This is a genomic window from Nonomuraea jabiensis, assembly GCF_014204795.1.
GTDB lineage: Bacteria > Actinomycetota > Actinomycetes > Streptosporangiales > Streptosporangiaceae > Nonomuraea > Nonomuraea jabiensis.
The window spans coordinates 11,679,553-11,701,563 of sequence record NZ_JACHMB010000001.1; the positions used below are offsets into that span (position 1 = coordinate 11,679,553).

General features: G+C 69.8%; 22 protein-coding genes. 8 read left to right on the forward strand and 14 right to left on the reverse strand.

The genetic code is table 11. The annotated features are described in order from the left end of the window. Positions 1–387: 387 nt before the first annotated feature. The gene (locus tag HD596_RS53340; RefSeq protein ID WP_185077076.1) at positions 388–2,052 is read right to left on the reverse strand and encodes an endo-1,4-beta-xylanase; all 1,665 of its coding nucleotides are present in this window, start codon (positions 2,050–2,052) and stop codon (positions 388–390) included. 239 nt (positions 2,053–2,291) lie between these two features. On the opposite strand from HD596_RS53340, the gene HD596_RS53345 reads away from it, so the two are divergent. The 4 genes from HD596_RS53345 (at position 2,292) to HD596_RS53360 (ending at position 6,588) form a co-directional block, all read left to right on the forward strand. Then, entirely contained in the window at positions 2,292–3,953 is a 1,662-nt protein-coding gene (locus tag HD596_RS53345; RefSeq protein WP_185077077.1) for a class I adenylate-forming enzyme family protein, read from the forward strand. Positions 3,954–4,147: 194 nt separating this feature from the next. Next, on the forward strand, positions 4,148–4,558 hold the full coding sequence (locus tag HD596_RS53350; RefSeq protein WP_185077078.1) for a hypothetical protein: 411 nt from the start codon (positions 4,148–4,150) through the stop codon (positions 4,556–4,558). 21 nt (positions 4,559–4,579) lie between these two features. Further along, positions 4,580–4,933 (forward strand): nuclear transport factor 2 family protein, encoded by a 354-nt coding sequence (locus HD596_RS53355; protein WP_246555467.1) that lies wholly within the window; start codon positions 4,580–4,582, stop codon positions 4,931–4,933. 365 nt (positions 4,934–5,298) lie between these two features. Next, positions 5,299–6,588 carry an MFS transporter gene (locus HD596_RS53360; protein ID WP_313046959.1) on the forward strand — a complete coding sequence of 430 codons (1,290 nt, stop codon included), beginning with the start codon at positions 5,299–5,301 and terminating at the stop codon, positions 6,586–6,588. A 1-nt stretch (position 6,589) separates the two neighbouring features. On the opposite strand, the gene HD596_RS53365 is transcribed toward HD596_RS53360, so the two are convergent. Further along, positions 6,590–7,429, reverse strand: coding sequence for a metallophosphoesterase family protein (locus HD596_RS53365; protein WP_446685868.1), 840 nt, complete (start codon positions 7,427–7,429; stop codon positions 6,590–6,592). A 20-nt stretch (positions 7,430–7,449) separates the two neighbouring features. On the opposite strand from HD596_RS53365, the gene HD596_RS53370 reads away from it, so the two are divergent. Continuing rightward, positions 7,450–8,052 (forward strand): Uma2 family endonuclease, encoded by a 603-nt coding sequence (locus tag HD596_RS53370; RefSeq protein ID WP_221520026.1) that lies wholly within the window; start codon positions 7,450–7,452, stop codon positions 8,050–8,052. A gap of 6 nt (positions 8,053–8,058) precedes the next feature. On the opposite strand, the gene HD596_RS53375 is transcribed toward HD596_RS53370, so the two are convergent. Beyond that, positions 8,059–8,292 carry a hypothetical protein gene (locus HD596_RS53375; RefSeq protein ID WP_185077081.1) on the reverse strand — a complete coding sequence of 78 codons (234 nt, stop codon included), beginning with the start codon at positions 8,290–8,292 and terminating at the stop codon, positions 8,059–8,061. 71 nt (positions 8,293–8,363) lie between these two features. Here HD596_RS53375 and HD596_RS53380 point away from each other — a divergent pair, with 71 nt between their 5' ends. Beyond that, positions 8,364–8,948, forward strand: a complete 585-nt coding sequence (locus HD596_RS53380; protein ID WP_185077082.1) for a Uma2 family endonuclease — start codon at positions 8,364–8,366, stop codon at positions 8,946–8,948. A 42-nt stretch (positions 8,949–8,990) separates the two neighbouring features. Here the strand turns inward: HD596_RS53380 and HD596_RS53385 are convergent, their stop codons facing one another. From HD596_RS53385 to infC, 7 genes are all read right to left on the reverse strand, one after another. Continuing rightward, positions 8,991–11,546, reverse strand: a complete 2,556-nt coding sequence (locus HD596_RS53385) for a phenylalanine--tRNA ligase subunit beta (RefSeq protein WP_185077083.1) — start codon at positions 11,544–11,546, stop codon at positions 8,991–8,993. After that, complete coding sequence (gene pheS / locus HD596_RS53390) at positions 11,546–12,586, reverse strand: phenylalanine--tRNA ligase subunit alpha (protein ID WP_246558401.1); 1,041 nt, start codon at positions 12,584–12,586, stop codon at positions 11,546–11,548. Before pheS ends, HD596_RS53385 begins: the two co-directional genes overlap by 1 nt. A gap of 130 nt (positions 12,587–12,716) precedes the next feature. Beyond that, on the reverse strand, positions 12,717–13,808 hold the full coding sequence (locus HD596_RS53395) for a sensor histidine kinase (RefSeq protein ID WP_185077085.1): 1,092 nt from the start codon (positions 13,806–13,808) through the stop codon (positions 12,717–12,719). 50 nt (positions 13,809–13,858) lie between these two features. After that, on the reverse strand, positions 13,859–14,662 hold the full coding sequence (locus HD596_RS53400) for a TrmH family RNA methyltransferase (protein ID WP_185077086.1): 804 nt from the start codon (positions 14,660–14,662) through the stop codon (positions 13,859–13,861). A gap of 193 nt (positions 14,663–14,855) precedes the next feature. Further along, complete coding sequence (gene rplT, locus HD596_RS53405) at positions 14,856–15,239, reverse strand: 50S ribosomal protein L20 (RefSeq protein WP_185077087.1); 384 nt, start codon at positions 15,237–15,239, stop codon at positions 14,856–14,858. 24 nt (positions 15,240–15,263) lie between these two features. After that, complete coding sequence (rpmI, locus tag HD596_RS53410; protein WP_043622108.1) at positions 15,264–15,458, reverse strand: 50S ribosomal protein L35; 195 nt, start codon at positions 15,456–15,458, stop codon at positions 15,264–15,266. A 125-nt stretch (positions 15,459–15,583) separates the two neighbouring features. Continuing rightward, positions 15,584–16,192 carry a translation initiation factor IF-3 gene (infC, locus tag HD596_RS53415; RefSeq protein ID WP_185079296.1) on the reverse strand — a complete coding sequence of 203 codons (609 nt, stop codon included), beginning with the start codon at positions 16,190–16,192 and terminating at the stop codon, positions 15,584–15,586. A gap of 328 nt (positions 16,193–16,520) precedes the next feature. Here infC and HD596_RS53420 point away from each other — a divergent pair, with 328 nt between their 5' ends. Both HD596_RS53420 and HD596_RS53425 read left to right on the forward strand, forming a co-directional pair. Next, positions 16,521–16,772: a type II toxin-antitoxin system Phd/YefM family antitoxin gene (locus HD596_RS53420; protein ID WP_313046964.1), complete on the forward strand. Its 252-nt coding sequence runs from the start codon at positions 16,521–16,523 to the stop codon at positions 16,770–16,772. After that, positions 16,772–17,194, forward strand: coding sequence for a type II toxin-antitoxin system VapC family toxin (locus HD596_RS53425; protein WP_185077089.1), 423 nt, complete (start codon positions 16,772–16,774; stop codon positions 17,192–17,194). The genes HD596_RS53420 and HD596_RS53425 overlap by 1 nt, the downstream gene beginning before the upstream one ends. On the opposite strand, the gene HD596_RS53430 is transcribed toward HD596_RS53425, so the two are convergent. The 4 genes from HD596_RS53430 to ruvX all read right to left on the reverse strand — a co-directional run bounded on the left by HD596_RS53430 (position 17,169) and on the right by ruvX (position 22,011). Beyond that, complete coding sequence (locus HD596_RS53430; protein WP_185077090.1) at positions 17,169–18,023, reverse strand: shikimate dehydrogenase; 855 nt, start codon at positions 18,021–18,023, stop codon at positions 17,169–17,171. The genes HD596_RS53425 and HD596_RS53430 overlap by 26 nt on opposite strands. Positions 18,024–18,508: 485 nt before the next feature. Then, complete coding sequence (gene mltG, locus HD596_RS53435) at positions 18,509–19,648, reverse strand: endolytic transglycosylase MltG (protein WP_185077091.1); 1,140 nt, start codon at positions 19,646–19,648, stop codon at positions 18,509–18,511. Positions 19,649–19,859: 211 nt separating this feature from the next. Continuing rightward, the gene (mltG, locus tag HD596_RS53440) at positions 19,860–20,954 is read right to left on the reverse strand and encodes an endolytic transglycosylase MltG (protein ID WP_313046966.1); all 1,095 of its coding nucleotides are present in this window, start codon (positions 20,952–20,954) and stop codon (positions 19,860–19,862) included. Positions 20,955–21,531: 577 nt separating this feature from the next. Continuing rightward, complete coding sequence (gene ruvX / locus HD596_RS53445; RefSeq protein WP_185077092.1) at positions 21,532–22,011, reverse strand: Holliday junction resolvase RuvX; 480 nt, start codon at positions 22,009–22,011, stop codon at positions 21,532–21,534.

Consider the following 22,011-nt stretch of genomic DNA (forward strand, 5'->3'; position numbering starts at 1 on the left):
TACTCCACTACATGCGGCGGCCGTTTAGTCGATCATGGCTGTGGTAGCGCCGATCGCTATGACAACGGCGGCAAGTATCACGAGAAACCGTACGGTCCGGGGTGTTGACTTGATCGCATCCCGGACTATGCGTCCGAGCTCTTGCACGATCGTGGTCCCAAAGCCCGATGGATCGCACATCGCCGGTTTCACCTCCTCCCAAATCGGGCCCCTGACCTGCACCGTCCCTCCTTTCTCAATCTTGGTTCCACGGTGCATGAGGGTCTCCCAATCTGCAAGTAGGCTTCACGTGGGTCTCCGGTTGCGAAAGTAAATTTCAGTCCACACGCGCGCCACGACCTGCCGATCAGAGCACCGGCAGGTCGTGAAGGCCCAGGAGATCCGGGCTTATGCGCAGGTGTAGCCGGAGGGCGTCTGGGTGTTGCCGCTCGGCCGGCTGACCTGGTAACCGAAGGTGGTGCTGGCGTTCGGGGCCAGGTTGCCGTTGTAGGCGAGGTTCTTGGCGGTGACGGTCTGCCCGCTGACGGTGAGGGTGGCGTTCCACGAGCCGGTCAGCGTGTGCCCGGCGGGCAGGGTGAAGGTGACGGTCCAGCCGGTGATGGCGGAGGTCCCGGTGTTGGTGACGGTCACGGGCTGGACGACGTACCCGGTGGCCCACTGGGTCTGCACGGTCCCGGCGGCCGTGCAGCCACCGCCGCCGGGGCCGGCCGTGGTGGTGAAGGTGCCCAGGGCGGAGTTCGCCGAGACGTTCCCGGCTCCGTCACGGGCCCGGACGTACACCTGGTACTGGGTCGAGGGGCTGAGCCCGGTGAGCGAGATCGAGTTGGCGGTGGACTGGCCGAGGAGCTGGTCGGTCGCGCCCTGCTCGCGGTAGACGTCGTACCCGGCGAGCCCGCTCCCGCCGCTGTCGGTCGAGGCGGTCCAGGTGAGGGAGGCCGAGTTCGAGGTGACGTTGCCCGCCGAGGGCGTGCCGGGCGTGGTCGGCGGGGTCGGGTCGGTGGTCGTGCCGCCGGCCAGCGCGTCGTGCACGGCGGTGTACGACGGCTTCTGCTGGTAGTTCTCGTCGTAGATCAGGGCCGCGCCCTGGCCGGAGAACGTGTCGGGCACCCAGGAGTACTTGTCGGTGAAGCCCCAGATCGTCACGCCGGCGCAGGCGGTCACGGCCAGGCAGGCGTTGACGACGTTGCGGTAGTAGGTGGCCTGCGTGGCGTCCTTGGTGGCGTCCCTGGGCATCACCATGCGCACGTCCAGCTCGGTGATGCGGACCTGGACGCCGAGGGCGGCGAAGCGCTGGAGGTTCTGCTGGAAGTCGTTCGGGAAGCCGTACTGGATCGCGAGGTGCGTCTGGAAGCCGACGCAGTCGACGGGCACGCCCTGCTGGCGCAGCGAGGAGACCAGGTTGTAGATCGCGGTGCTCTTGGCGTTGATGCCCTCGGTGTTGTAGTCGTTGATGCACAGCCGGGCGTCGGGGTCGGCGGCGCGGGCCGCCCGGAAGGCGTCGGCGATGTAGCTCTGGCCCAGCGTGTTGTACCAGAACGACGTGCGCAGGTTGCCGCTGTCGTCGAAGACCTCGTTGACCACGTCCCAGGAGACCACGGTCGGGTTGCTGGCGTAGTGGCCGACGACCTGGCTGATGTGGTTCTGCATGGCGCTGCGCATGGCGGTGGCGCTCAGGCCCTGCACCCAGCCCGGGGTCTGGTTGTGCCAGACGAGCGTGTGGCCGTGGACCTGCTGGTTGTTCTGGGTGGCGAAGTTGACGATGGCGTCGGCGCCGGAGAAGTTGAACTGGCCCTGGCTGGGCTCGGTCGAGTCCCACTTCATCGCGTTCTCGGCGGTGACCTGGCTGAACTCGGTGGCGGCGAGGTTGCGGTAGGCGGTCTCGTTGGCGAGCGGGCTGGTCGCGAGCGCCGCCCCGATGAACTTGCCCTTCGCCGCCGCATGGGTGCGTAACGGCGCGGAGGCGTGGGCCGGGCCGGTCGGCAGGAGGAAGGCTGCGAGCATCCCCGCGAGGGCGAGGAGGACTCTGACGGGCGAGGACGAATGCACGGACATCTACCTCCGAAAGCTTTCGATCCCGGTGGATCGCATCGGAGACGGTATTGACATGGGAGATCAGGGTCAATGCCGACCTCGCGCGGTCACTAAACGAGCAGCTTGACGCTAGAAACTATCGGAGATTTTATGAAACTTTCACAAGCCTGGCCCCGAGCTGGGCGAGCTAGCGCAACGTACCTACCGGTCGGTACTGTGATTTATCCAGAATAATCGTCCACCAGCCGGGAGTTCTGCGTATGTCCCCTTCGCATGCCCAGGTCGTGGCCCAGCTCACCGGACCCGGTCAACTGTTCGAGATCGAGGAGATCGGCGACACCGGGATACGCACCTGGAAGCACGCGCCCACCCACTTCCGCGCGCTGCTGGAGATGAGCCGCTTCCACGGCGAGAAGGTCTTCCTCGTGTACGAGGACGAGCACATCACGTTCGAGGACCATTTCCGCCGCGCCGCCACCCTCGCCAACCGCCTGGTCGAGGAGTACGGGGTGCGCAAGGGCGACCGGGTGGGCGTGGCCATGCGCAACTACCCCGAATGGGTCGTCTCGCTGTCGGCGGCGCTGGCGGCGGGGGCCATCGCCGTACCGCTCAACGCCTGGTGGACCGAGGCCGAGCTGGCCTACGGCGTGCGGGACTCCGGGGCCAAGGTGCTGATCGCGGACGGCGAGCGCGCCGTCCGGCTCGCCGCGACCGGCGTCCCCCTGATCGTCGCCCGGGGGGAGGTCCCGGAGGGCGCGCGCGGCTTCGACGACGTGCTGGGCGAGGTCGCCGCCGACGTCACGCTCCCGGCCGTCGAGCTGGCCCCCGAGGACCCCGCCACGATCTTCTACACCTCCGGCACGACCGGCAGCCCCAAGGGGGCGCTGGGCAGCCACCGCAACCTGGGCCAGTCCCCCATGACCGTCGCCTTCGGCCTCATGCGGGCGGTGGCCATGGCGGGCAAGGACGTCGCGGCCGCGGCCGGCACCCGCCGGGTCACGCTGCTGACCGTCCCGCTGTTCCACGTCACGGGCTGCTTCTCCGCCCTGACCACCACGATGTTCGCCGGCGGCGGCCTCGTGCTCATGTACAAGTGGGACCCCGAGCAGGCCTTGCGCCTGATCGAGCGGGAACGCGTGACCGCCATGATCGGCGTGCCCACGAACGCCTGGCAGCTCATGTCCCACCCCGACTTCGGCAAGTACGACCTGTCGTCCCTGACCACCCTCGGGTACGGCGGCGCCCCCGCCCCGCCCAAGCTCCTGGAGCGCATCACCAGGAACCTCCCCAACCGCGCCCCCTCCAACGGCTACGGCATGACCGAGACGACCGCCCTGGCCATCGGCAACGGCGGCGCCGACTACCACGCCAAACCCGACAGCATCGGCCTGCCCTCGCCCGTCGTGGACGTGCGCGTGGTCGACCCCATGGGCACCGAACTGCCGCCCGGCGAGGTGGGCGAGCTGTGCGTCCGCGGCCCGAACGTCATCCTGGGCTACTGGAACAAGCCGGAGGCGACGGCGGAGACGTTCGTGCAGGGCTGGCTGCACACCGGCGACCTGGCCAAGATCGACGAAGAGGGCTTCGTCTACATCGTGGACCGGGCCAAGGACATGGTGATCAGGGGCGGCGAGAACGTCTACTGCGCCGAGGTGGAGGCGGCCCTGTTCGAGCACCCGGCGGTGGACGACGCGGCCGTGATCGGGGTGCCGCACGACGAGCTCGGGGAGGAGGTCGGCGCCGTCATCCGCCTGGCGCCCGGCACCACGGTCGCCACCGAGGACCTCCAGTCGTTCCTCAAGGACCGGATCGCCAAGTTCAAGATCCCGGCGCACATCTGGTTCCGGGAGGGCGAGCTGCCCCGCAACCCCGGCGGCAAGATCCTCAAGACCCACCTGCGCAGGGAGATCCTGGGCGCGTAACCCCCTTCCGGCCTCCCGGCGCGGCGCGCCCGGGAGGCCTTCGCATGCCGGGTGACCACCGTCACAATCGGCTCATCACCGCAGGTCGGACCGCCTACCGGCCGATCCCTTTACGTGGCGGGTAATCGCGCCCCCTACGTGGCGGCTGACATCTTTCAGGTGTCGCGAAAAACCGCCACCAAGGGAGCCGAGACATGAGCACCGCCCTGACCGTCACCGCCGACCGGATGAAGTTCCTGCGCCTCGCGCTGGCCGCCGACGCCGTCGTCACCGGCGGCAACGGGCTCGTCTACCTCGCCTTCGCCGGCCCCGTGAGCGACCTGCTCGGCCCCGGCGCGGGCCTGCTGCGCGGCATCGGCGCCTTCCTCCTGGTGTACGGCGCCGCCGTCGGCCTCCTCGCCACCCGCCGCGCCATCAGCCCGGCCGCCACCAGGGCCGTGATCGCCCTGAACATCGTCTGGACCCTCGGCAGCGTCGCCGCCGTCGTCACCGGCGCCGCCGACCTCACCACGATCGGCGCCATCTGGACCATCGCCCAGGCCCTGGTGGTCGGCGTGTTCGCCGAACTGCAGATCGTCGGCCTCCGCAAGACCCGCAACAACTGACCAACAGAAGGAATGACCATCATGAACCTCATCGAGCGCTACATCGCCGCCTGGAACGAGACCGACGCCGACGCCCGCGCCAAGGCCGTGGCCGAGCTGTGGACCGAGGACGGCACGTACACCGACCCGCTGGCCGACGTGAAGGGCCACGACGCGATCGCCGCGGTGATCGCGGGCGCCCAGGGCATGTTCCCCGGCCTGGTGTTCACGCCGGGCGAGGTGTACGACGCCCACCACCACATCGCCCGCTTCACCTGGCACCTCGGGCCGGAGGGCGGGGAGGCGGTGGCGGTCGGGTTCGACGTGGTGGAGCTGGCCGAAGACGGGCGGATCCGCACGGTGCTCGGCTTCCTCGACAAGGTCCCCACCGCCTGACCCACCACCCCTCCCCTGCAAGGCCCCCGCCTTTCCCGCGGGGGCCTTCCGCACCCCCGCCCACCCCACCCACCACCCCAGCCCGCCCAACCACCTAGCAACCCGTCAGTTCTCAACCCGACATCCCCGCCCCAGCCCTTCCCAGCCCGCCACCCACCAGCCCAGCTCCCTCCAGCCCAGCGCCCTCCGGCCCAGCGCCCTCCGGTTCGGGGCCCCTCCCCATTGGGCCCTCCCTCTTGCGGAGGCCTCCTACGGGGCCGTCCCGCTGGCCCCTTCCCCTCGTAGGGACCTCAGGCACGGCCGGCGGCAAACGGCCCCGAAAACGATTTGCCCCGCTCATCCCCCGACACGGAAAATTGACGCTCGTGCTGCCCACCGGACTGAAGCGCCTCCTGCGTCACTTCACCATCGACCTGAGCCCCCTGCGCGACTCCCGCGACTACCGCCTCCTGTTCGCCTCGGGCGTCATCACGATGTTCGGCACGTTCATCACCATGGTCGCGGTGCCGTACCAGATGAAGGAGCTGACCGACTCCTACGTGGCGGTCGGCCTGGTGAGCCTGGCGGAGTTCGTCCCGATGGTGGTGTGCGGCCTGTGGGGCGGCGCGATCGCCGACGCGCTCGACCGCCGCAAGATCATCGTCCTGAGCGAGCTGGGCCTCCTGGTCACCACGGGCGCGCTCACGATCAACGCGATGCTCCCCAACCCCCAGATCTGGGTCCTGTACGTGATGGGCGCCGTCTCCACCGGCATCTCCTGCCTGCAGCGTCCCAGCCTGGAAGCCGTGTTCCAGCAGGTGGTCAAGCACGAGCAGCAGGCCGCGGCGGCGGTCCTGTCGAGCATGCGCTGGAACTTCGGCGCCATCGTCGCCCCGGCGCTGGGCGGCCTGCTGGTGACCACCTTCGGCCCGGCGGCGGCGTACGGCGTCGACACCCTGAGCTTCGTGGTCTCGCTGGCACTGCTGTGGCGGATCAGATCACTGCCGCCGGCCGAGGACGCCGCCCCCGCGTCGCTGAAGTCGCTGGTCGAGGGCATGCGGTACGCGGTGGGCCGTCCCGACCTCGTGGGCACGTACCTGGTGGACATCGCGGCCATGGTGTTCGCGATGGCGACGTCGCTCTACCCGTTCCTGGCCGACGAGCTGCACTCCCCGCAGGCGCTCGGGCTGCTGTACTCGGCGGGGGCGGTGGGCGCGCTGGTCGCCTCGATCACCGGCAGCTGGGCGGCCCGCGTACAGCGCCAGGGCCTGGGCGTGATCGTCGCGGCCACTCTCTGGGGCGCGGCCGTGGCCGCGTCGGCGCTGGCCCCCAACGCGTGGGTGCTGTTCGTCTGCCTCGCCTTCGCGGGCGCCGCCGACATGGTCAGCGGCATCTTCCGCATGACGATGTGGAACCAGACGATCCCGCCGGAGCTGCGCGGGCGGCTGGCCGGGATCGAGCTGCTGTCGTACGCGTCCGGCCCGATGCTGGGCAACGCCCGCGCCAGCCTGATGGCCAACTTCGGCGGCACCCGCTTCTCCCTCGGCGCGGGCGGCCTGCTGTGCGTGGCCGCCGTGCTCGGCCTGGCCGCCGCACTGCCTTCGTTCCGTACGTACGACGCCAGGACCGACGATCACGCCCTGGCTGAGAAGGCCCGCAGGGAGGCCGCCGTCTAGGTCACCGGTTCTCCGCCTTGGCGAACACCCGCAGCGCCTCGGCGTCGGAGTGGACGTTCGTCACGTAGTCGGCCACCCACTCCTCGATCCCGCCGAACCCGCTCTCCCGCACCAGCCGCTCCCCCACCAGGGCGGCGTCGAGCGGGGACCGGCGCAGGGTCACGGCCCCGGTGTCGCCGTCCAGCAGCGCCCAGTGCGCCCCGCTCCGCCCGTACGGCATGCCGACCGACCCGGGGTTCACGACCAGCACCCGATCGGCCAGCCGTACGAAGGGCATGTGCGTGTTGCCCAGCACCACGGTGCCGGCGCTCTCCCCGGCCAGCACCTCGGCCCACCGCTCCAGCGAGCTGTCCACGAGGATCATCTCCTCGTCGCTGCGCGGCGTCGCGTGCACGAACAACGTGGTCCCCAGCCGCCCCAGCTCGACCACCTGCCGATCCGGCAACCCGGCCAGCAGCTCGACCTGATCGTCCCGCAGTTGCTCGGCCGCCCACTGCGACACGGGATAGGGGCTGGCCTTCCCCCGCACCGCCTCCACCAGCTCCCTGTCGGCGTTCCCGCTGACCCACAACGCCCGCTCCCCCAGCGAGACGAGCACGTCCAGCGTCTGCACCGGCATCGGCCCGGCGGCCACGTCCCCGGTCAGCACGATCACGTCGGCCCCGGCCACCTCCGGCTCGCCCAAGACGGCCTCGAGCGCGGGCAACACCCCATGGATATCGGACAACACAGCAATACGCATACGGCCACTCTCCCCCACCACGCCTGCCACCGTGGAGAGAGTTCGCGCCCGACGAACGCTCATGCTGAGTATGTGCGCATTCACAGGGCGTGAGCGCATTAGATTGGTAGCGTTGGACCATGACGGCCGAAGCGGTGATCCAAGAGATGACGCATCCCTCGCTGCCCGACTGGGTGTTTCCTCCGCCTGGAGGCTTCGTCGCCGAGGACCTCGATCACATTCCGGATTTGCCTGCGCACACAGAGTTGATTGATGGAAGCTTGGTCTTCGTGAGCCCCCAAGCCTCCTTCCACATGCGCGTCGTTTCGTTCCTTGAGAACGAAATTCGCCGTGCGGCTCCGCAAGGCCTTCTTGTACGTCGCGAGATGAGCGTCATCCTCAGCAAGCACCAGCGGCCCGAGCCGGATCTCTTCGTCATCCCTGCCAGTGCCGACCGTCCCAGACAGACGTTTTACCGCGGACAAGATCTCATACTCGCCATCGAGGTGGTCTCCCCAGAGTCCACGGTGCGCGACCGCAGCCGCAAGCCGACGCTCTATGCCGAGGCCGGAATTCCCCATTTCTGGCGCGTCGAAGACCACTCAGACAAAGCAGTCGTCTATGTCTACGAACTCGACCCCGCCACCGGCTCCTACACCGCCACCGGCATCCACCATGACCGACTGAAGCTCACTACTCCCTTCGACCTCGACATCGACCTCACCGGGATCGACAGGATCTGAGCCGCCTCAGCCCGCCTCGCGCCACCCCTCATAGCGCTCCACCAGTTCGTCCACCTTGGCCAGCGCCCCCTCGTCCAACCCCTCGACGACGACCAGCCACTGCGCGTCCTCGGCGTCGTCCTCCCCGGCCAGCGTCTCCCGCACCACCCGCGGCACCCCGAGCGCCGGGAACCACTCCCCGAGCGTCTCCGCCACCTCCTCGGCGTCATCCCGCTCGGCGAACACCAGCAACTGCCTCATGCGACGCATTCTGCCACGCATGTCCTCCCATACCACACGCACGCAAAGTCGTGGGGTGATAACTTTGCGTCATGACAGCGGAAGATGACGTCGAGGAGCTACCGTCCTGGGTCAGACCACCACCGGAAGGGTTCGTCTCCGAGGACCTCGACCGCCTGCCGGGCCTGCCCAACCACTCCGAGCTGATCGACGGCAGCCTGGTCTTCTTCGCCCCCCAGACCGCCATTCACTCGCTCGCCGTACACCTCTTCTGGGCCGGTCTTCACCGTTGGGTGCCGAAGGGCCTACAGGTAAGCAGCCGGATGACCATCATTCTCGACGAAGATCAGCGCCCGGAGCCCGACGCCGCGGTCATCCGCCTTGCCGGTGAAGATGACCCGGACCGGACCTTCTACTGGGGGAAGGACGTCGTGCTCGCCGTCGAGGTCGTCTCCCGCGACACCAGGTCCCGTGACAGGAAGCGCAAGCCGCTCCTCTACGCCGAGGCCGGGATCCCGCACTTCTGGCGTGCCGAGACCGAAACCGGCCGACTGGTCGTCCACGTCCACGAACTGGACCCCGCCACCGGTGCCTACATCCTCACCGGTGTCCATCAGGACAGGCTGAAGCTGACCGTCCCGTTCGATCTCGACATCGACCTCACCGACCTCCGATAAAGGCTGGCACGGCGTCCGCCGTACCAGCCCTCCGAAAGCGGCTCAGGAGCTACGGAGCTGAGCCCCCACGCGGTCGGTCGCCATGGCCACCGCCGCGTCGCGAGCCGCCGTGGTCTCCTCCACCGTCAGCGTCCGGTCCGCCGCGCGGAAGCGCATCGTGTACGCGAGCGACTTGTTCCCCTCGCCCACCTGCTCCCCCGCGTAGACGTCGAACAGCCGGATCGACTCCAGCAGCTCCCCGGCCCCGTCGCGCAGGGCGGCCTCCACGTCGGCCACCGGCGTGAAGTCGGGCACGATCAGCGCGACGTCCTGCGTGGCAACCGGGTAGGCCGACACCGGCGGCGTCTGGACCGGGCCCGGCATGGCGGGCTCCAGGCGCGACAGCTCCAGCTCCATGGCCGCCGTGCGCGGCGGCAGCCCGTACGCCTCGATGACGCGCGGGTGCAGCTCGCCGGCATGCCCCACCAGCGTGTCGCCCACGTAGAGGGCGGCGCACCGGCCGGGGTGCCAGGGCTCGTGCTGGTCGGCGCTGATGGACAGCTCCAGCCGCGCCTCGCCCGCGACCAGCCGCGCGGCCTGCACCGCGTCGGCCCACGAGGCGGCGCGACCGCTGCCCCACCAGCCGGACCGCTCGAACTCCCCGGCCAGCACCACCGCGACCCGCAGCGGCTGGTCGGGCAGCGCCGACTCGATCGAGGCCAGCTCCTCGGCGGTCGGCCGGCGCTCGACCCCGAGCACCGGCGCCAACTCGGGCGCGCCCTCGCGCGGCCGGTAGACCGGCCCCATCTCGAACAGCGCCACGTCCGAGAACCCGCGCCCGGCGTTGCGTACCAGGGTCTTGAGCAGACCCGGCAGCAGCGTCGTGCGCATCAGCGGCTCGTCCTCCGACAGCGGGTTGGCCAGCCGCATGGCGCGGCGGCGCGCGTCGTCGGCGGGCAGGAGCAGCCGGTCGAAGTCGTCGGGGCTGATGAACGGGTAGCTGAGCACCTCGACGTAGCCGCCCTCGGCCAGCGCCCGGCCGACCCGGCGGCGCAGCCGCTGGCCCTCGGTGAGCCCGGCCCCGGCGGGGGCGGAGGGCAGCAACGACGGCAGGCTCTCGTAGCCCTCCAGCCGGATGACCTCTTCGGCCAGGTCGTTGGGGTCGGTGAGGTCGGGCCGCCACGACGGCGGCGTCACCGTGATCATGTCGTCGCCGGTGACGGCCAGCTTGGCCGCCAGGGCGCCGCCGGTCACGACCCCGGTCGGGTCGACGCCGCCCCGCCGCACGGCCGGGTCGTCGCCGTCGACCACGACGCAGCCGACCTGCTGCAGCCGGGAGACGACGGTCTCCTTGGAGTAGGGGACGCCGGCCACGGTGCCCGGGTAGCTCGACGGGATCGCGATGCGCGCGGGCGACACCTCGACCTCGGCGTGCGTGACCCCGGGCTGGATGCTCGCGCCGCCCAGCTCGGCCAGCAGTTGCACGGCCCGCCACGAGGCGACGAGCGGCAGCTCCCGGTCGACGCCGCGTTCGAACCGCTTGGACGACTCCGACACCAGCCCGTGCCTGCGCGACTCGCGCGAGATGCCGGTCGCGGAGAAGTGGGCGGCCTCGATGACGATGTCGGTCGAGTCGTCGGAGATCTCGGTCTCCAGCCCGCCCATGGTGCCGGCCATGGAGATCGGCCCCGACTGGTCGGTGATCAGGATGTCGTCGGGGTCGAGCTCGCGTACGACGTGGTCGAGCGTCTCGAGCCGCTCGCCCGCGACGGCGCGGCGCACGACGATCTCGCCGCGCAGCTTGCCGCGGTCGAACGCGTGCAGCGGCTGCCCGAGCTCCAGCATCAGGTAGTTGGTGATGTCGACGGCCAGCGACACGGACCGCATGCCGGCGCGCGTGAGGCGTACCCGCATCCAGAGCGGGCTCTGGGCGGCGGGGTCGAAGCCGGTGACCTCGCGCAGCACGAACCTGTCGCACGCGGTCGGGTCGGCGATCGACGCCGGCCACGCCGTGCCGGTCTCGGCGGGCAGCTCGACGTCGGCGGGGTCGCGGAACGCCACCCCGAACGCGGTCGCCACCTCGCGGGCCACGCCTCTGATCGACAGGGCGTAGCCGATGTCGGGCGTGATCTCCAGCTCGATCACGTCGTCGCGCAGGCCGAGCAGCTCGACCACGTCGGTGCCGATCGGGGTGTCGGCCGGCAGCACCATGATGCCGCCGTGATCCTCGCTCAGCCCGAGCTCGCGCTCGGAGCAGATCATGCCCTCCGACATGCGCCCGTACGTCTTGCGTGCCCCGACCTCGAACCCGCCGGGCAGCACGCCGCCGGGCAGCACGACGGGCACGCGGTCGCCGGCGACGAAGTTGGTGGCGCCGCAGATGATCTCGCGCGGCGCCGCCTCACCGGTCTCGACCTTGCAGTGCCGGATGGGCTTCTTGAAGCCGGTCAGCTCCTCGAATTCGAGCACCTCGCCGACGACGACGTTCTTGACGTCGTGGCCGTGGGAGGTGATCGACTCGAGCTTGAGCCCGGCGGCCGTGAGCTTGTCGGCCACCTCGTGGGCGGTGACCGCCGGGAGATCGACATACTCCCGCAGCCAGGAAAGCGGGACCTTCATCAGATCTCCATTCCGAACGGGAGCGTGAAGCGCACGTCTCCCTCGACCATGTCACGCATGTCCTCGGCGTTGTGGCGGAACATCAGCGTCCGCTCGATGCCCATGCCGAACGCGAACCCGGAGTACCGCGCCGGATCGACCCCGCAGGCGATGAGCACGCGCGGGTTGACCATGCCGCAGCCGCCCCACTCGATCCAGCCCTCCGACTTGCAGGTGCGGCAGGGCGGGTTGCCGGGGATGGCCGAGCTGCCGCGGCAGACGAAGCACTTGAGGTCCATCTCGGCGGACGGCTCGGTGAACGGGAAGTAGTTGGGCCGGAAGCGGGTCGTGATGCCCTTGCCGAACATCACCTCCGCGAACCGGTCGAGCGTGCCCTTGAGGTGGGCCATCGTCAGGCCCTCGTCCACGGCCAGCCCCTCGGTCTGGTGGAAGACCGGGGTGTGGGTGGCGTCGAGCTCGTCGGTGCGGAACGTCTTGCCCGGCGAGATCACGTAGACCGGCAGCTCGCGCTGGAGCAGCGCGCGGATCTGCACCGGCGAGGTCTGCGTGCGCAGCACCATGCCGGAGTCGGTGGACCCGACGAAGAACGTGTCGTGGTCCGAGCGGGCCGGGTGGTCCTTGGCGATGTTGAGCGCGTCGAAGTTGAACCATTCGCCTTCGAGCTCGGGGCCCTCGGCCACTTCGTAGCCCATGGCGACGAACGCGTCGGCGATGCGCTCCTGCAGCGTGGTCAGCGGGTGGCGGGCGCCGCGCGGCCGCCGGTCCCACGGCAGGGAGACGTCGACGGTCTCCTCGACGAGCACCCGCGCGTCGCGCTCGGCCTCGAGCTCGGCCTGGCGGGCGGCGAGCGCTTCGTTGATCGCCTTACGGGCGGTGCCGACGCGCTTGCCGGCCTCGGCGCGGGCGGCGGGCGGCAGGGCGCCGATCTCGCGGTTGGCCAGGGCGATGGGCGAGCGGTCGCCCGCGTGCGCCAGCCTGGCCTGCTTGAGTGCGTCGAGGCTGTCGGCCGCCTTGATCGCCGCGATGGCGTCGGCCTCCATGCGGGACACCTCGTCGGCATGCAACGGTGTCACCTCGACGGGGTCGTAGTCAGACAAGAGTGAGCTCCGTATCCAGGGCTTGAGCGGAAAAGAGTCTAGTGGGGCCCGCCCACCGGGGCCGACTCGATCGCTAAGGGGTGGCGAAGTCGGGCGTGCCGGTGGGCACGGTAAATCGGAACTCCGCCCCGCCCTCGGGCGCCCGCTGCACGGTGATCGTGCCACCGTGCGCCTCGACCAGGCCCTTGACGATGAAGAGGCCGAGCCCGGTGCCACCGCGCCGGCGGCTGTTGCCGCCTCGCCAGAACTGCCTGAAGACGCGCGGAGCCAGCTCGGGCTCGATGCCCTCGCCCTCGTCGCGCACCGACACGGCAACTCCCCATCCGACGGACTCGATCTCGATTGTCACAGTGCCGCGCCCGTGGCGCAGCGCGTTTTCCACCAGGTTACCCAGGATCTGGTCGATCTTGTCCTGGTCGAGCCACATTTCCGGCAGGTCGTCGCCGACGATCAGGCGAAAACGCCCCTCGCTCTCGCCCGCCGCGACCCGGCCCGCGATGAGCCTGCGCACCCTGGCGGAGATGTCGACGACCTGGCGGCGCACCTCCAGCCGCCCCGACTCGATGCGCGAGACGTCGAGCAGCTCGGTGATGAGCCTGGTGACGCGGTCGGCGTCGTTGTTGACGGTCTCGAGCATGACGCGCTTCTGCTCGTCGGTGAAGCGCTCCCACTTGGCCAGCATGGTGGCGGTGAAGCCCTTGACGCTGGTCAGCGGCGAGCGCAGCTCGTGGGCCACGGTGGAGACCAGGTCGGCGCGGCTGCGCTCCAGCCGGGCGCGGGCGCCGCCGTCGCGCAGGGTGATCGTGACGCGCTCGACCTCGCCGCCGCGCTCCGGCTCGCGTACGAGCCTGGCCGCGACGTACAGCTCCTGGCCGCCGGGCAGGTGCAGCGGCCGCTCGGGCACCCTGCTCCTGATGCGCAGCCCGCCCTCGGGGTCGAGCGCCTTCCACCAGTCGCGCCCGTCGTGGTCGCGGAAGGGGAACACGTCGCTCATGTGCCTGCCGACCGCGCGCTCCATGGAGACGCCGGTGAGCCGGGCGGCGGCCCGGTTGACGGCCAGCACGCAGCCGTCACGGTCGGCCACGATGAGGCCGTCGGGAAGGTCGTCGATGGCTATCGTGCACGCGGCGGCCACTACTCGCCCGTCGGTGTCTGCGCCGTGCACGACCTCGCCCCCTCCGCCTACAACGCCGACAATAGCGGGTTTCCCGCCGCCTAGGGCACTCGCTGAGCCCTAGCCGAGGAGTAAAGGCATACCGCCGCGGCGGTGGCCAGGTTCAGGCTTTCCGCCCGTCCGTAGATGGGCACCCTGACCACGTCGTCGGCCTCAGCCAGTACGTCCTCCGGCAGTCCCCAGGCTTCGTTGCCGAAGATCCACGCGGTGGGTCCGCTGAGATCAACATCGTCGAGCGTGTGCTTGCCCGCGCCGTCGGCCGCCAGCACGCGCAGGCCCCGCTCCTTGAGTTGACGCACGGCGGCGCTCACCGGTGCACCGATGACGACGGGCAGATGGAACAGACTGCCGACGCTGGCGCGTACGCACTTGCCGTTGTACGGGTCGACGGAGGCGTCGGTGAAGACCACCGCGTCGGCTCCGGCGGCGTCGGCCGCCCGCATGACGGTGCCGGCGTTGCCCGGGTCGCGCACGTGGGCGAGCACGGCGACCAGGCGCGGCTGCTCCGCCAGCGCCTCGTCCAGGGGCACGTGCACGAGCGTGCAGACGGCCACCAGCCCCTGCGGGGTCACGGTCTGGGACAGCTCCGACATGACCTCGCCGCTGGCCCGGTGGACGGGCACGCCCTTCAGGCGGGCCTCGGTGATCAGCTCGGGGTGGCGCAGCTCGGCGTCGGCGGTGCTGAACAGCTCCAGCGTCACGCCGTCGAGCTTGAGCGCCTCGCGCACCGCCTGCGGCCCCTCGGCCAGGAACCTGCGGTCCTGTTCCCTGAAGGCCCGCTTGGTGAGCCGCCTGGCCGCCTTCACCCGCGGCGACTTCACGTTGGTCAGCTCGGACCCGGCCATGCTCTCTCCCTGTCCCACACGGCGACACCAGTCACGGCGACGTCTCACACAGCGGCGTTCCTCACGGGAACGTCCCACCTGGCAACGCCGCTCGGCGGCGACGCCTCACACCTAGCTACGCCAACACAGCAACAAAGGGCCCACCGTCATCGGTGGGCCCTCGATGAAGACGATCGCCTCAGCTCGCGGCTTTTCAGCTCGCGGCCGGAGCGTTCACGTTCGCCGGAAGCGCCTTCTTGGCGGCCTCGACGAGCGTGGCGAAGGTCTGGCTGTCGTTGACCGCGAGGTCGGCCAGGATCTTGCGGTCGACCTCGACGCCGGCCAGGCGCAGCCCCTGGATCAGGCGGTTGTAGGTCATGCCGTTCTGGCGGGCGGCGGCGTTGATCCGCTGGATCCACAGACGGCGGAAGGTGCCCTTGCGGTCCTTGCGGTCCCGGTAGGCGTACGTCATCGAGTGGAGCATCTGCTCCTTGGCCTTGCGGTACAGACGCGACCGCTGGCCACGGTAACCGCTCGCCCTCTCGAGGACGACCCTGCGCTTCTTCTTGGCGTTGAGCGCCCGCTTCACGCGTGCCATGTTTCTTCTCCCCGGGGAATCGCGCTACTTAGCGAGCAGCTTCTTGATCTTCTTGGAATCGGCGTCGGAAAGGACGACCTCGTTCTTGAGACGGCGCGTCAGCGTGGACGACTTCCACTCGTTGTAGTGCGCGCGGTTGGCACGGCGACGCTTGATCTTGCCGGTGCCGGTCAGCCGGAACCGCTTCTTCGCACCGCTGTGCGTCTTCATCTTCGGCATGTCGCCGTCTCTCCTCGTTTCGGTCGTGCCACGGGCCGGGCCGGTGCTGGGCCGACCCGGTCGCGGCGTCTTCGTCTGCTGATGGCTGAATCGGGGCGCTCTGTAAGGCTAACCCCAACCGCGGGTCATCCTTCCTGTGGGGAAGTGTCCTCGCTGCCACGCTGTGCCTTGGCTGCGGCCTTTTCGGCCTTGGCTTCGGCCTTCTTCTTGTGCGGACCGATCACCATGATCATGTTACGGCCGTCCTGCTTGGCGTGGGACTCCACGAAACCGAGCTCCTGGACGTCGTCCGCGAGCCGCTGCAGGAGCCGGAAACCCAACTCCGGCCGGGACTGCTCGCGACCACGGAACATGATCGTGACTTTGACCTTGTCTCCCGCCTTGAGGAACCGCACCACGTGACCCTTCTTGGTCTCGTAGTCGTGCGGGTCGATCTTCGGCCGGAGCTTGATCTCCTTGATGATCGTGTGCGCCTGATTCTTGCGCGCCTCGCGCGCCTTCATCGCGGACTCGTACTTGAACTTGCCGTAGTCCATGAGCTTGCACACGGGCGGTCGAGCCGTGGCCGCGACCTCGACGAGGTCGAGGTCGGCCTCCTGGGCGAGCTTCAGGGCGTCGTGAATCGAGACGATGCCTACCTGCTCGCCGTTCGGGCCCACGAGGCGAACCTCGGGAACTCGGATACGCTCGTTGATGCGGGGCTCAGTGCTGATGGGGCCTCCTAGGTTTGCGATCCCTACGTGCTCGTCGTACCGGGGCTCCTCGCCAACGCGAAAAGCCCCGCACGTCGCGCATGCGGGGCCACTGAGCTCTTGGCTTTCGTGGCCTGTGAGCTCCCCGGAGTAGTCCGGCGTGATCCTGGACCCGGCCACCTTTCCGGCGACTCAGGTGGGAGGGAGACCTCCGCTTGCGCGTCCAGCAATGGCATGCCGGACCGATCAGAGAGCTACATTACCACAACGTCCAGACTCCCTCGAATCATCCCTGCTGGCCCGCCCCCCGACACTAGACTTCTGTCTAGTCTAGACAGAAAGGGGTCGAATGACCGCGATCCAGACAGAAGTGACCAGATGGCAGCTGCAGGAGGCCAAGCAGCACTTCAGTGAAGTCGTCAGGAAGGCTCACGACGAGGGGCCGCAGATCGTCACGAAGCACGGCAAGGACGTGGTGGTGATCCTCGACATGGAGGAATACCGCCGGCTCAAGGGCAAGCAGCCGGACTTCAAGGAGTTCCTGCTCAGCGAGCCGGACTGGCCCGACGATCTGGAGTTCGAACGCGACAAGAGTCTTCCGCGAGAAGTGGACCTCGGCTGATGAGCGTCGGTTACATCCTCGACACCAACGTCATCTCGGAGGTGCGCAAGCCACATGGCAACTCCCAGGTGAAGGAATGGGTTGACGCATCTCTGGGGCCCACTCTCTACCTCAGCGTCCTGTCCATCGGCGAGATCCGCTGGGGGATTGAGCAGCGTCGAAAGACCGATCCCCAGCAGGCGCTGGTGCTCGAAAAGTGGCTCGCCCGGCTCTTCCAGTCCTTCGGGGATCGGATCATCCCGATCACCACCGATGTCACCGAGGAATGGGGGCGCATGCGCTGCGTGCGCCCGCTCCCCTTCTCCGATGCATTGATCGCGGCCACGGCCAAGGTTCACGGCTGGAGCGTGGTCACGCGGAACGTGAAGGACTTCACGGACACCGGCGTGACTGTGATCAACCCGTTCGAGATGACCGCCTAGCGAGCTCCGCCTCGCCGGCCGCGCGCATGGCCTCCACCGGCACATCCGTCCGGCCCGTCATCAGCTCCACCTGCCGCACCGCCTGGTGCAGCAGCATCGCGAACCCCCCGACCACGGTGCCGCCCGCAGCCCGGACGGCCGCCGCCGCGCTGGTCGGCCAGGGCGAGTAGACCACGTCGAAGAGCGCGGGCACCCGCGCCAGCCGGTCGGCGAACGCGTCCGCCGCCCCGCCCGGCAGCGTCGAGACCACCAGATCCACCCGCGTGCAGGCGTCGAGCTTGTCGAACGTCTCCACCGCCAGCGCCACGCCCAGCCGCTCGGCCACCTCCACTGTCTCCCCCGCCCGCGCGGGGTCGCGCACCAGCAGCGTCGCCGAGAACAGCCCGAGGTTACGCAGCGCCGCCAGCGCCGAGGCCGCCGTGGCCCCACCGCCCAGCACGGTCGCCGAGCCCGGCGCGGGCACGCCCGCCTCGGCCAGCGCCTGCTCGATGCCGTAGACGTCGGTGTTGTGGCCGTGCCGGCGCCCGTCGCGGAAGACCACGGTGTTCGCCCCGCCGACCTCGACGGCCAGGTCGGACACGGTGTCGAGCAGGGGGAGCACGGCCCGCTTGAGCGGCATGGTCAGCGACAGCCCCGCCCACGGGTCTTCACCACCCGGGGTCTGGCCGCGCACGGGCGTCAGCTCGCCCAGCAGCGCGGGCAGCCGCGCCTCATCGCACTCGAACGCCTCGTAGCTCCACCCGTCGAGCCCCATCGCCTGGTACGCGGCCCGGTGCAGGTAAGGCGAGAGCGAATGACCGATGGGCGACCCCATCACCGCAGCCCGCATCCACACTCCTTCCGAACATGACGACCCTATCGCCCCGCCGCCCACGCTTCGCCGCTCGGACGGCCCAGGGGGCGCGCGTCACGGCGGGTCGTCCCATCACCGGAGAAGCGTCCCCTGGACGGGGGGCGACGCACGTCGGCGGGAGGTGCCCACCGTGCGCAGCCGTAAAGGATGGGTTTCTCCGGCACAGACCCGCCACCCACCGCACGGCGACCCGCCAGGAACGGGCATCCCCGCACAGAACCGCCACCCACCGCACGGCCGCCCACCGCGAACGGGCGTCCCCACACAGGCTCCGCCAGCCGCCGCGCAGCAGCCCGCCCAAAGTAGCGGGCACAGCCTCCGCCACCCGCCGTGCGGCGGCGCGCCCGGCGGGTGGCGCCACCGGCCATACGGCGCGCGCTCATCACGTCCGGCAGAATCAGCCCAAAAGGACGCCCGCCCACCATCGGGGTGGGCGGGCGGGTGGTGCGCCGGGTCGCCGGTCAGCCGCCGTTCCTGCGGTATTCGGCCAGCAGCGCCTGGCGTTCGGCCTCCGTGGTGGCGAACTTGGTGACGTTGCTCTTGGGGTCGGTGGCGACGAAGTAGAGCCAGGGCCCCTTGGCGGGGTTCAGGGCGGCCTCGATCGCGTGGTCCCCGGGGTTCGTGATGGGCCCGGGGGGCAGGCCGAGGTGCAGGTACGTGTTGTACGGGCTCTTGGTCTTCGTCTCCGCGAACGAGGCGGCCGTGCCGTACTTGTTCAGCGCGTACATGACCGTGCTGTCCATCGCCAGCTTCATCTGCGGCTCGCGGTCCAGCCGGTTGTAGATGACCCGGGCGATCTTCGGCATGTCCTCCTGACGACCGGCCTCCGCCTGCACGATGCTGGCAATGATCATGATCTCGTGCGGCGTGTGGCCGAGCGCCTTGGCGTTGCCCTCGAGGTCCAGCTGCTCGGCCGTCTGGTTGTACCGCTTGACCATCGCCGCCAGGATCTGCGTCGGCGTGCTCTTGGGCTGGATCTCGTACGTGGCCGGGAAGGCATATCCCTCAAGCTTGCCCTTGGCGTATCTCGGCAGGTCGAGCTGGTCCACGTCCTTGGCCGCCGCAGCGAACTCCTTGATGGGCTTGCCGGTCTCCTCGGCCAGCGTCTTCAAGGTGTCGGACAGGCGCAGGCCCTCCTTGAGGGTCACCTTGGCGAGCAACCGGTTGTCCGGGATGAGCAGCGCCACCGCGCTCGCGGCCGACATCTTCTTGCGCAGCTTGTACGAGCCCGGCTGCAGCGAGCCGCTCCTGTTGGCGTTGCCGATCGCGTTGGTGAACGCCTTGGCGCTGGCCACGACCCCCTGCCGCTCCAGCTCCTGCGCCACGTCCGAGGCGCTCTGGCCGTCCTTGATCTCCACGATGACCTCGCCGGTGCCCTGACCGGTGTAGTCGTCGGGCACGAGCACGTCGTTGAGCCACATGTAGCCGTAGTAACCGCCGCCGCCGATGATGCCCGCCAGCACGACGAAGGCGAGCAGCGGCGCGATGAAGCCGCCGCGGTTGCGGCGCCGGCGCCGCCTGCGGTTGCGGCCACGACCGCGCCGGGTACGACCGCCGTCGTCCTCGGCGCCGAGGAGGGTGTTCAGATCGAGATCGTTCATAGGTGCGCTGGCCAATCTCCCGGTATGACCGGCCGGACGTCAAGCGAAACCGCCAAACCGGCTTGGGTCACCGAGCGGAACTGGGGGGTCCGCCGGACATGCTCCCACGACCAGCGGAGATCACTCTGGGTAGCCATGCTAAGGGATGGAAAGAGGGCGCATGTCCCACTTCGGGGCATTTGCGCCGGGACAGAGGGGGTCCCGTCGAACATCAACTCGTCCCGAGGTTCTTATTCAGCTCTTCCCGGTATCTCACGAACTCGCTCTCTTTGTTGGTGAATTTGGTGATTCTATGCGCCGGATCCGTCGTCACAAACCAGTGCCAATCGCCTTGGGCTGGGTTCAGGGCCGCTATCAGCGCCTTCTCCCCTGGATTCGCGATGGGCCCGGGCGGCAGCCCTTTGTGCAGGTAGGTGTTGTAAGGAGAGTCGACCTTGGTGTCACGTTCCGTAATCTTGAGACTCCGCCGGTTCTGCGCGTACAGGACGGTGCTGTCGATCTCCAGCGGGGTGTTCTTCTGGAGGCGGTTGTAGATCACTCTGGAGATCTTCGGGTAGTCCGCGTCGACGCCGCCCTCGGCCTGGATCATGCTGGCCACCGTGACGGCCTCCAGCGGCGTCAGGTGTTTGCGGGCCGCCTCCCGCTCCAGGCCGATCTGGCGGGCGGCCTGGTGGAAGCGCTCGACCATCGCCGCGAGCACGTCCACCGCCGTGTCTCCGGGCTCGATCTCGTACGTGGCGGGGAAGAGGAACCCCTCCAGCCCCTCCGCGTACGAGGGCAGGCCGACGAGAGCCTTGTCGACGCCCTGCAGCTCCTTGAGCGGCAGCCCGGCCAGTTTGGCGACGCGGGCCAGCACCTCGGACGTCCGCAGGCCCTCGGGGACGGTGACGCGCCGCACGACCCTGGACGAGGGCGCGAGCAGCAGGTCGAGCGCCGCCTTGGCGGCCATGCCCTTGCGCAGCCGGTAGTGCCCGGGGCGCAGCCGGTTGGTGACCGCGCGCTCCTCCGTCACCCGTACGAACGACTGCGCGCTCGCCACCACCCCTGCCTCGGCCAGCACGGAGCCGATGGCCTGCGCACTCGAGCCCGGCGCGATCCGCACCGTCACGGCGCCGCTGCCGGGGCCGTCGAAGTCGTCGGGGCTCAGGTACGGCTTGAGCACCGCGATCCCACCAGCCCCCAAGGCCACCAGGGCCACGATCAGCCCCGCGGAGACCATCCCGGCCTTACGTATGGCCCGCTGGCGAGACCCGCCCGCCCCTACGACCTCCGCCGCACCGAACGGACCGTGGGGATCCACCCCCACCGCACCGACCTCCGCCGTGCCAGCCCCAGCCGCACCAGCCTCAGCCGCACCGACCTCCGTGGCACCGGCCCCAGCCGTACCAGCCCCGGCCGCACCAGCCTCCGCCGCACCGGCTCCAGCCGCGCCAGCCCCGGCCGCACCGGTCCCCGCCGTGCCAGTCCCAGCCGCGCCAGCCTCCGCCGCACCGGCCTCCCCTGCTGCGTCAGGCTCAGGCCGTCGCTCCTGGTTCGGTTCGCGCTGCGTCGAGTCCTCCGGCCGGTTCTGCTCGGAGTCGTCGGAGAACGGGATCACGTCGTCGAGGTCGTCCTCGTCCTCAGGCCTGCCGTTCACGCGGCCACCCCGCCGTCAGCCGAGCGGACGGCCAGAACCCTCCCAGCCGCCCCGCCGTCAGCCACGCAGACGACCGGACCCCTCGCATCCGCACCCCGCTCGGACGTGCGCGCCGCCTGGGCGTGGGCGGCCCAGCGGTGGACCTGGGGCCACGCCGCGTCGACGCCCTGGGCATCGAGCTGCGCGCCGCCCATGCGTCCTGCCGCATACACCGCCCGCGCGGGCGCGACCCCCGTGTCGCGCGCGCTCATGAGGCAGGTCCGTCGGCCGCTGGGGGCGGTGCGACGGGCCTGCCTGGGGGTCTTTCGGTGGCGCGTTCGGAGTCGAGCGCGTCCTGCAGCAGCACGACGGCCGCGGCCTGGTCCACGACGCCGCGCTGCTTCTTCGCCTTCATGCCGCTGGCCCGCAGCCCGTGCGTCGCGGCGACCGTGGTCAGCCGCTCGTCGAACAGCCGCACGGGCGTCGGCGCGAGCCGGACCGCGAGAGCGGCGGCGAACTGGCGGGCCAGCCCCGCCGCCTGCCCCTCGCGTCCGGACAGCGAGGTGGGCAGCCCCACGATCACCTCGATCGCCTCGTGCTCCGCGACGATCGCGGCGATGCGGTCGAGGTCGCCCTTGCCTCGCCTGACGGTCTCGACCGGCGTGGCCAGCAGCCCGGAAGGGTCACTGCGGGCCACGCCGACGCGTACGGATCCGACGTCCACGCCGATCCGCGTGCCGAACCTCAT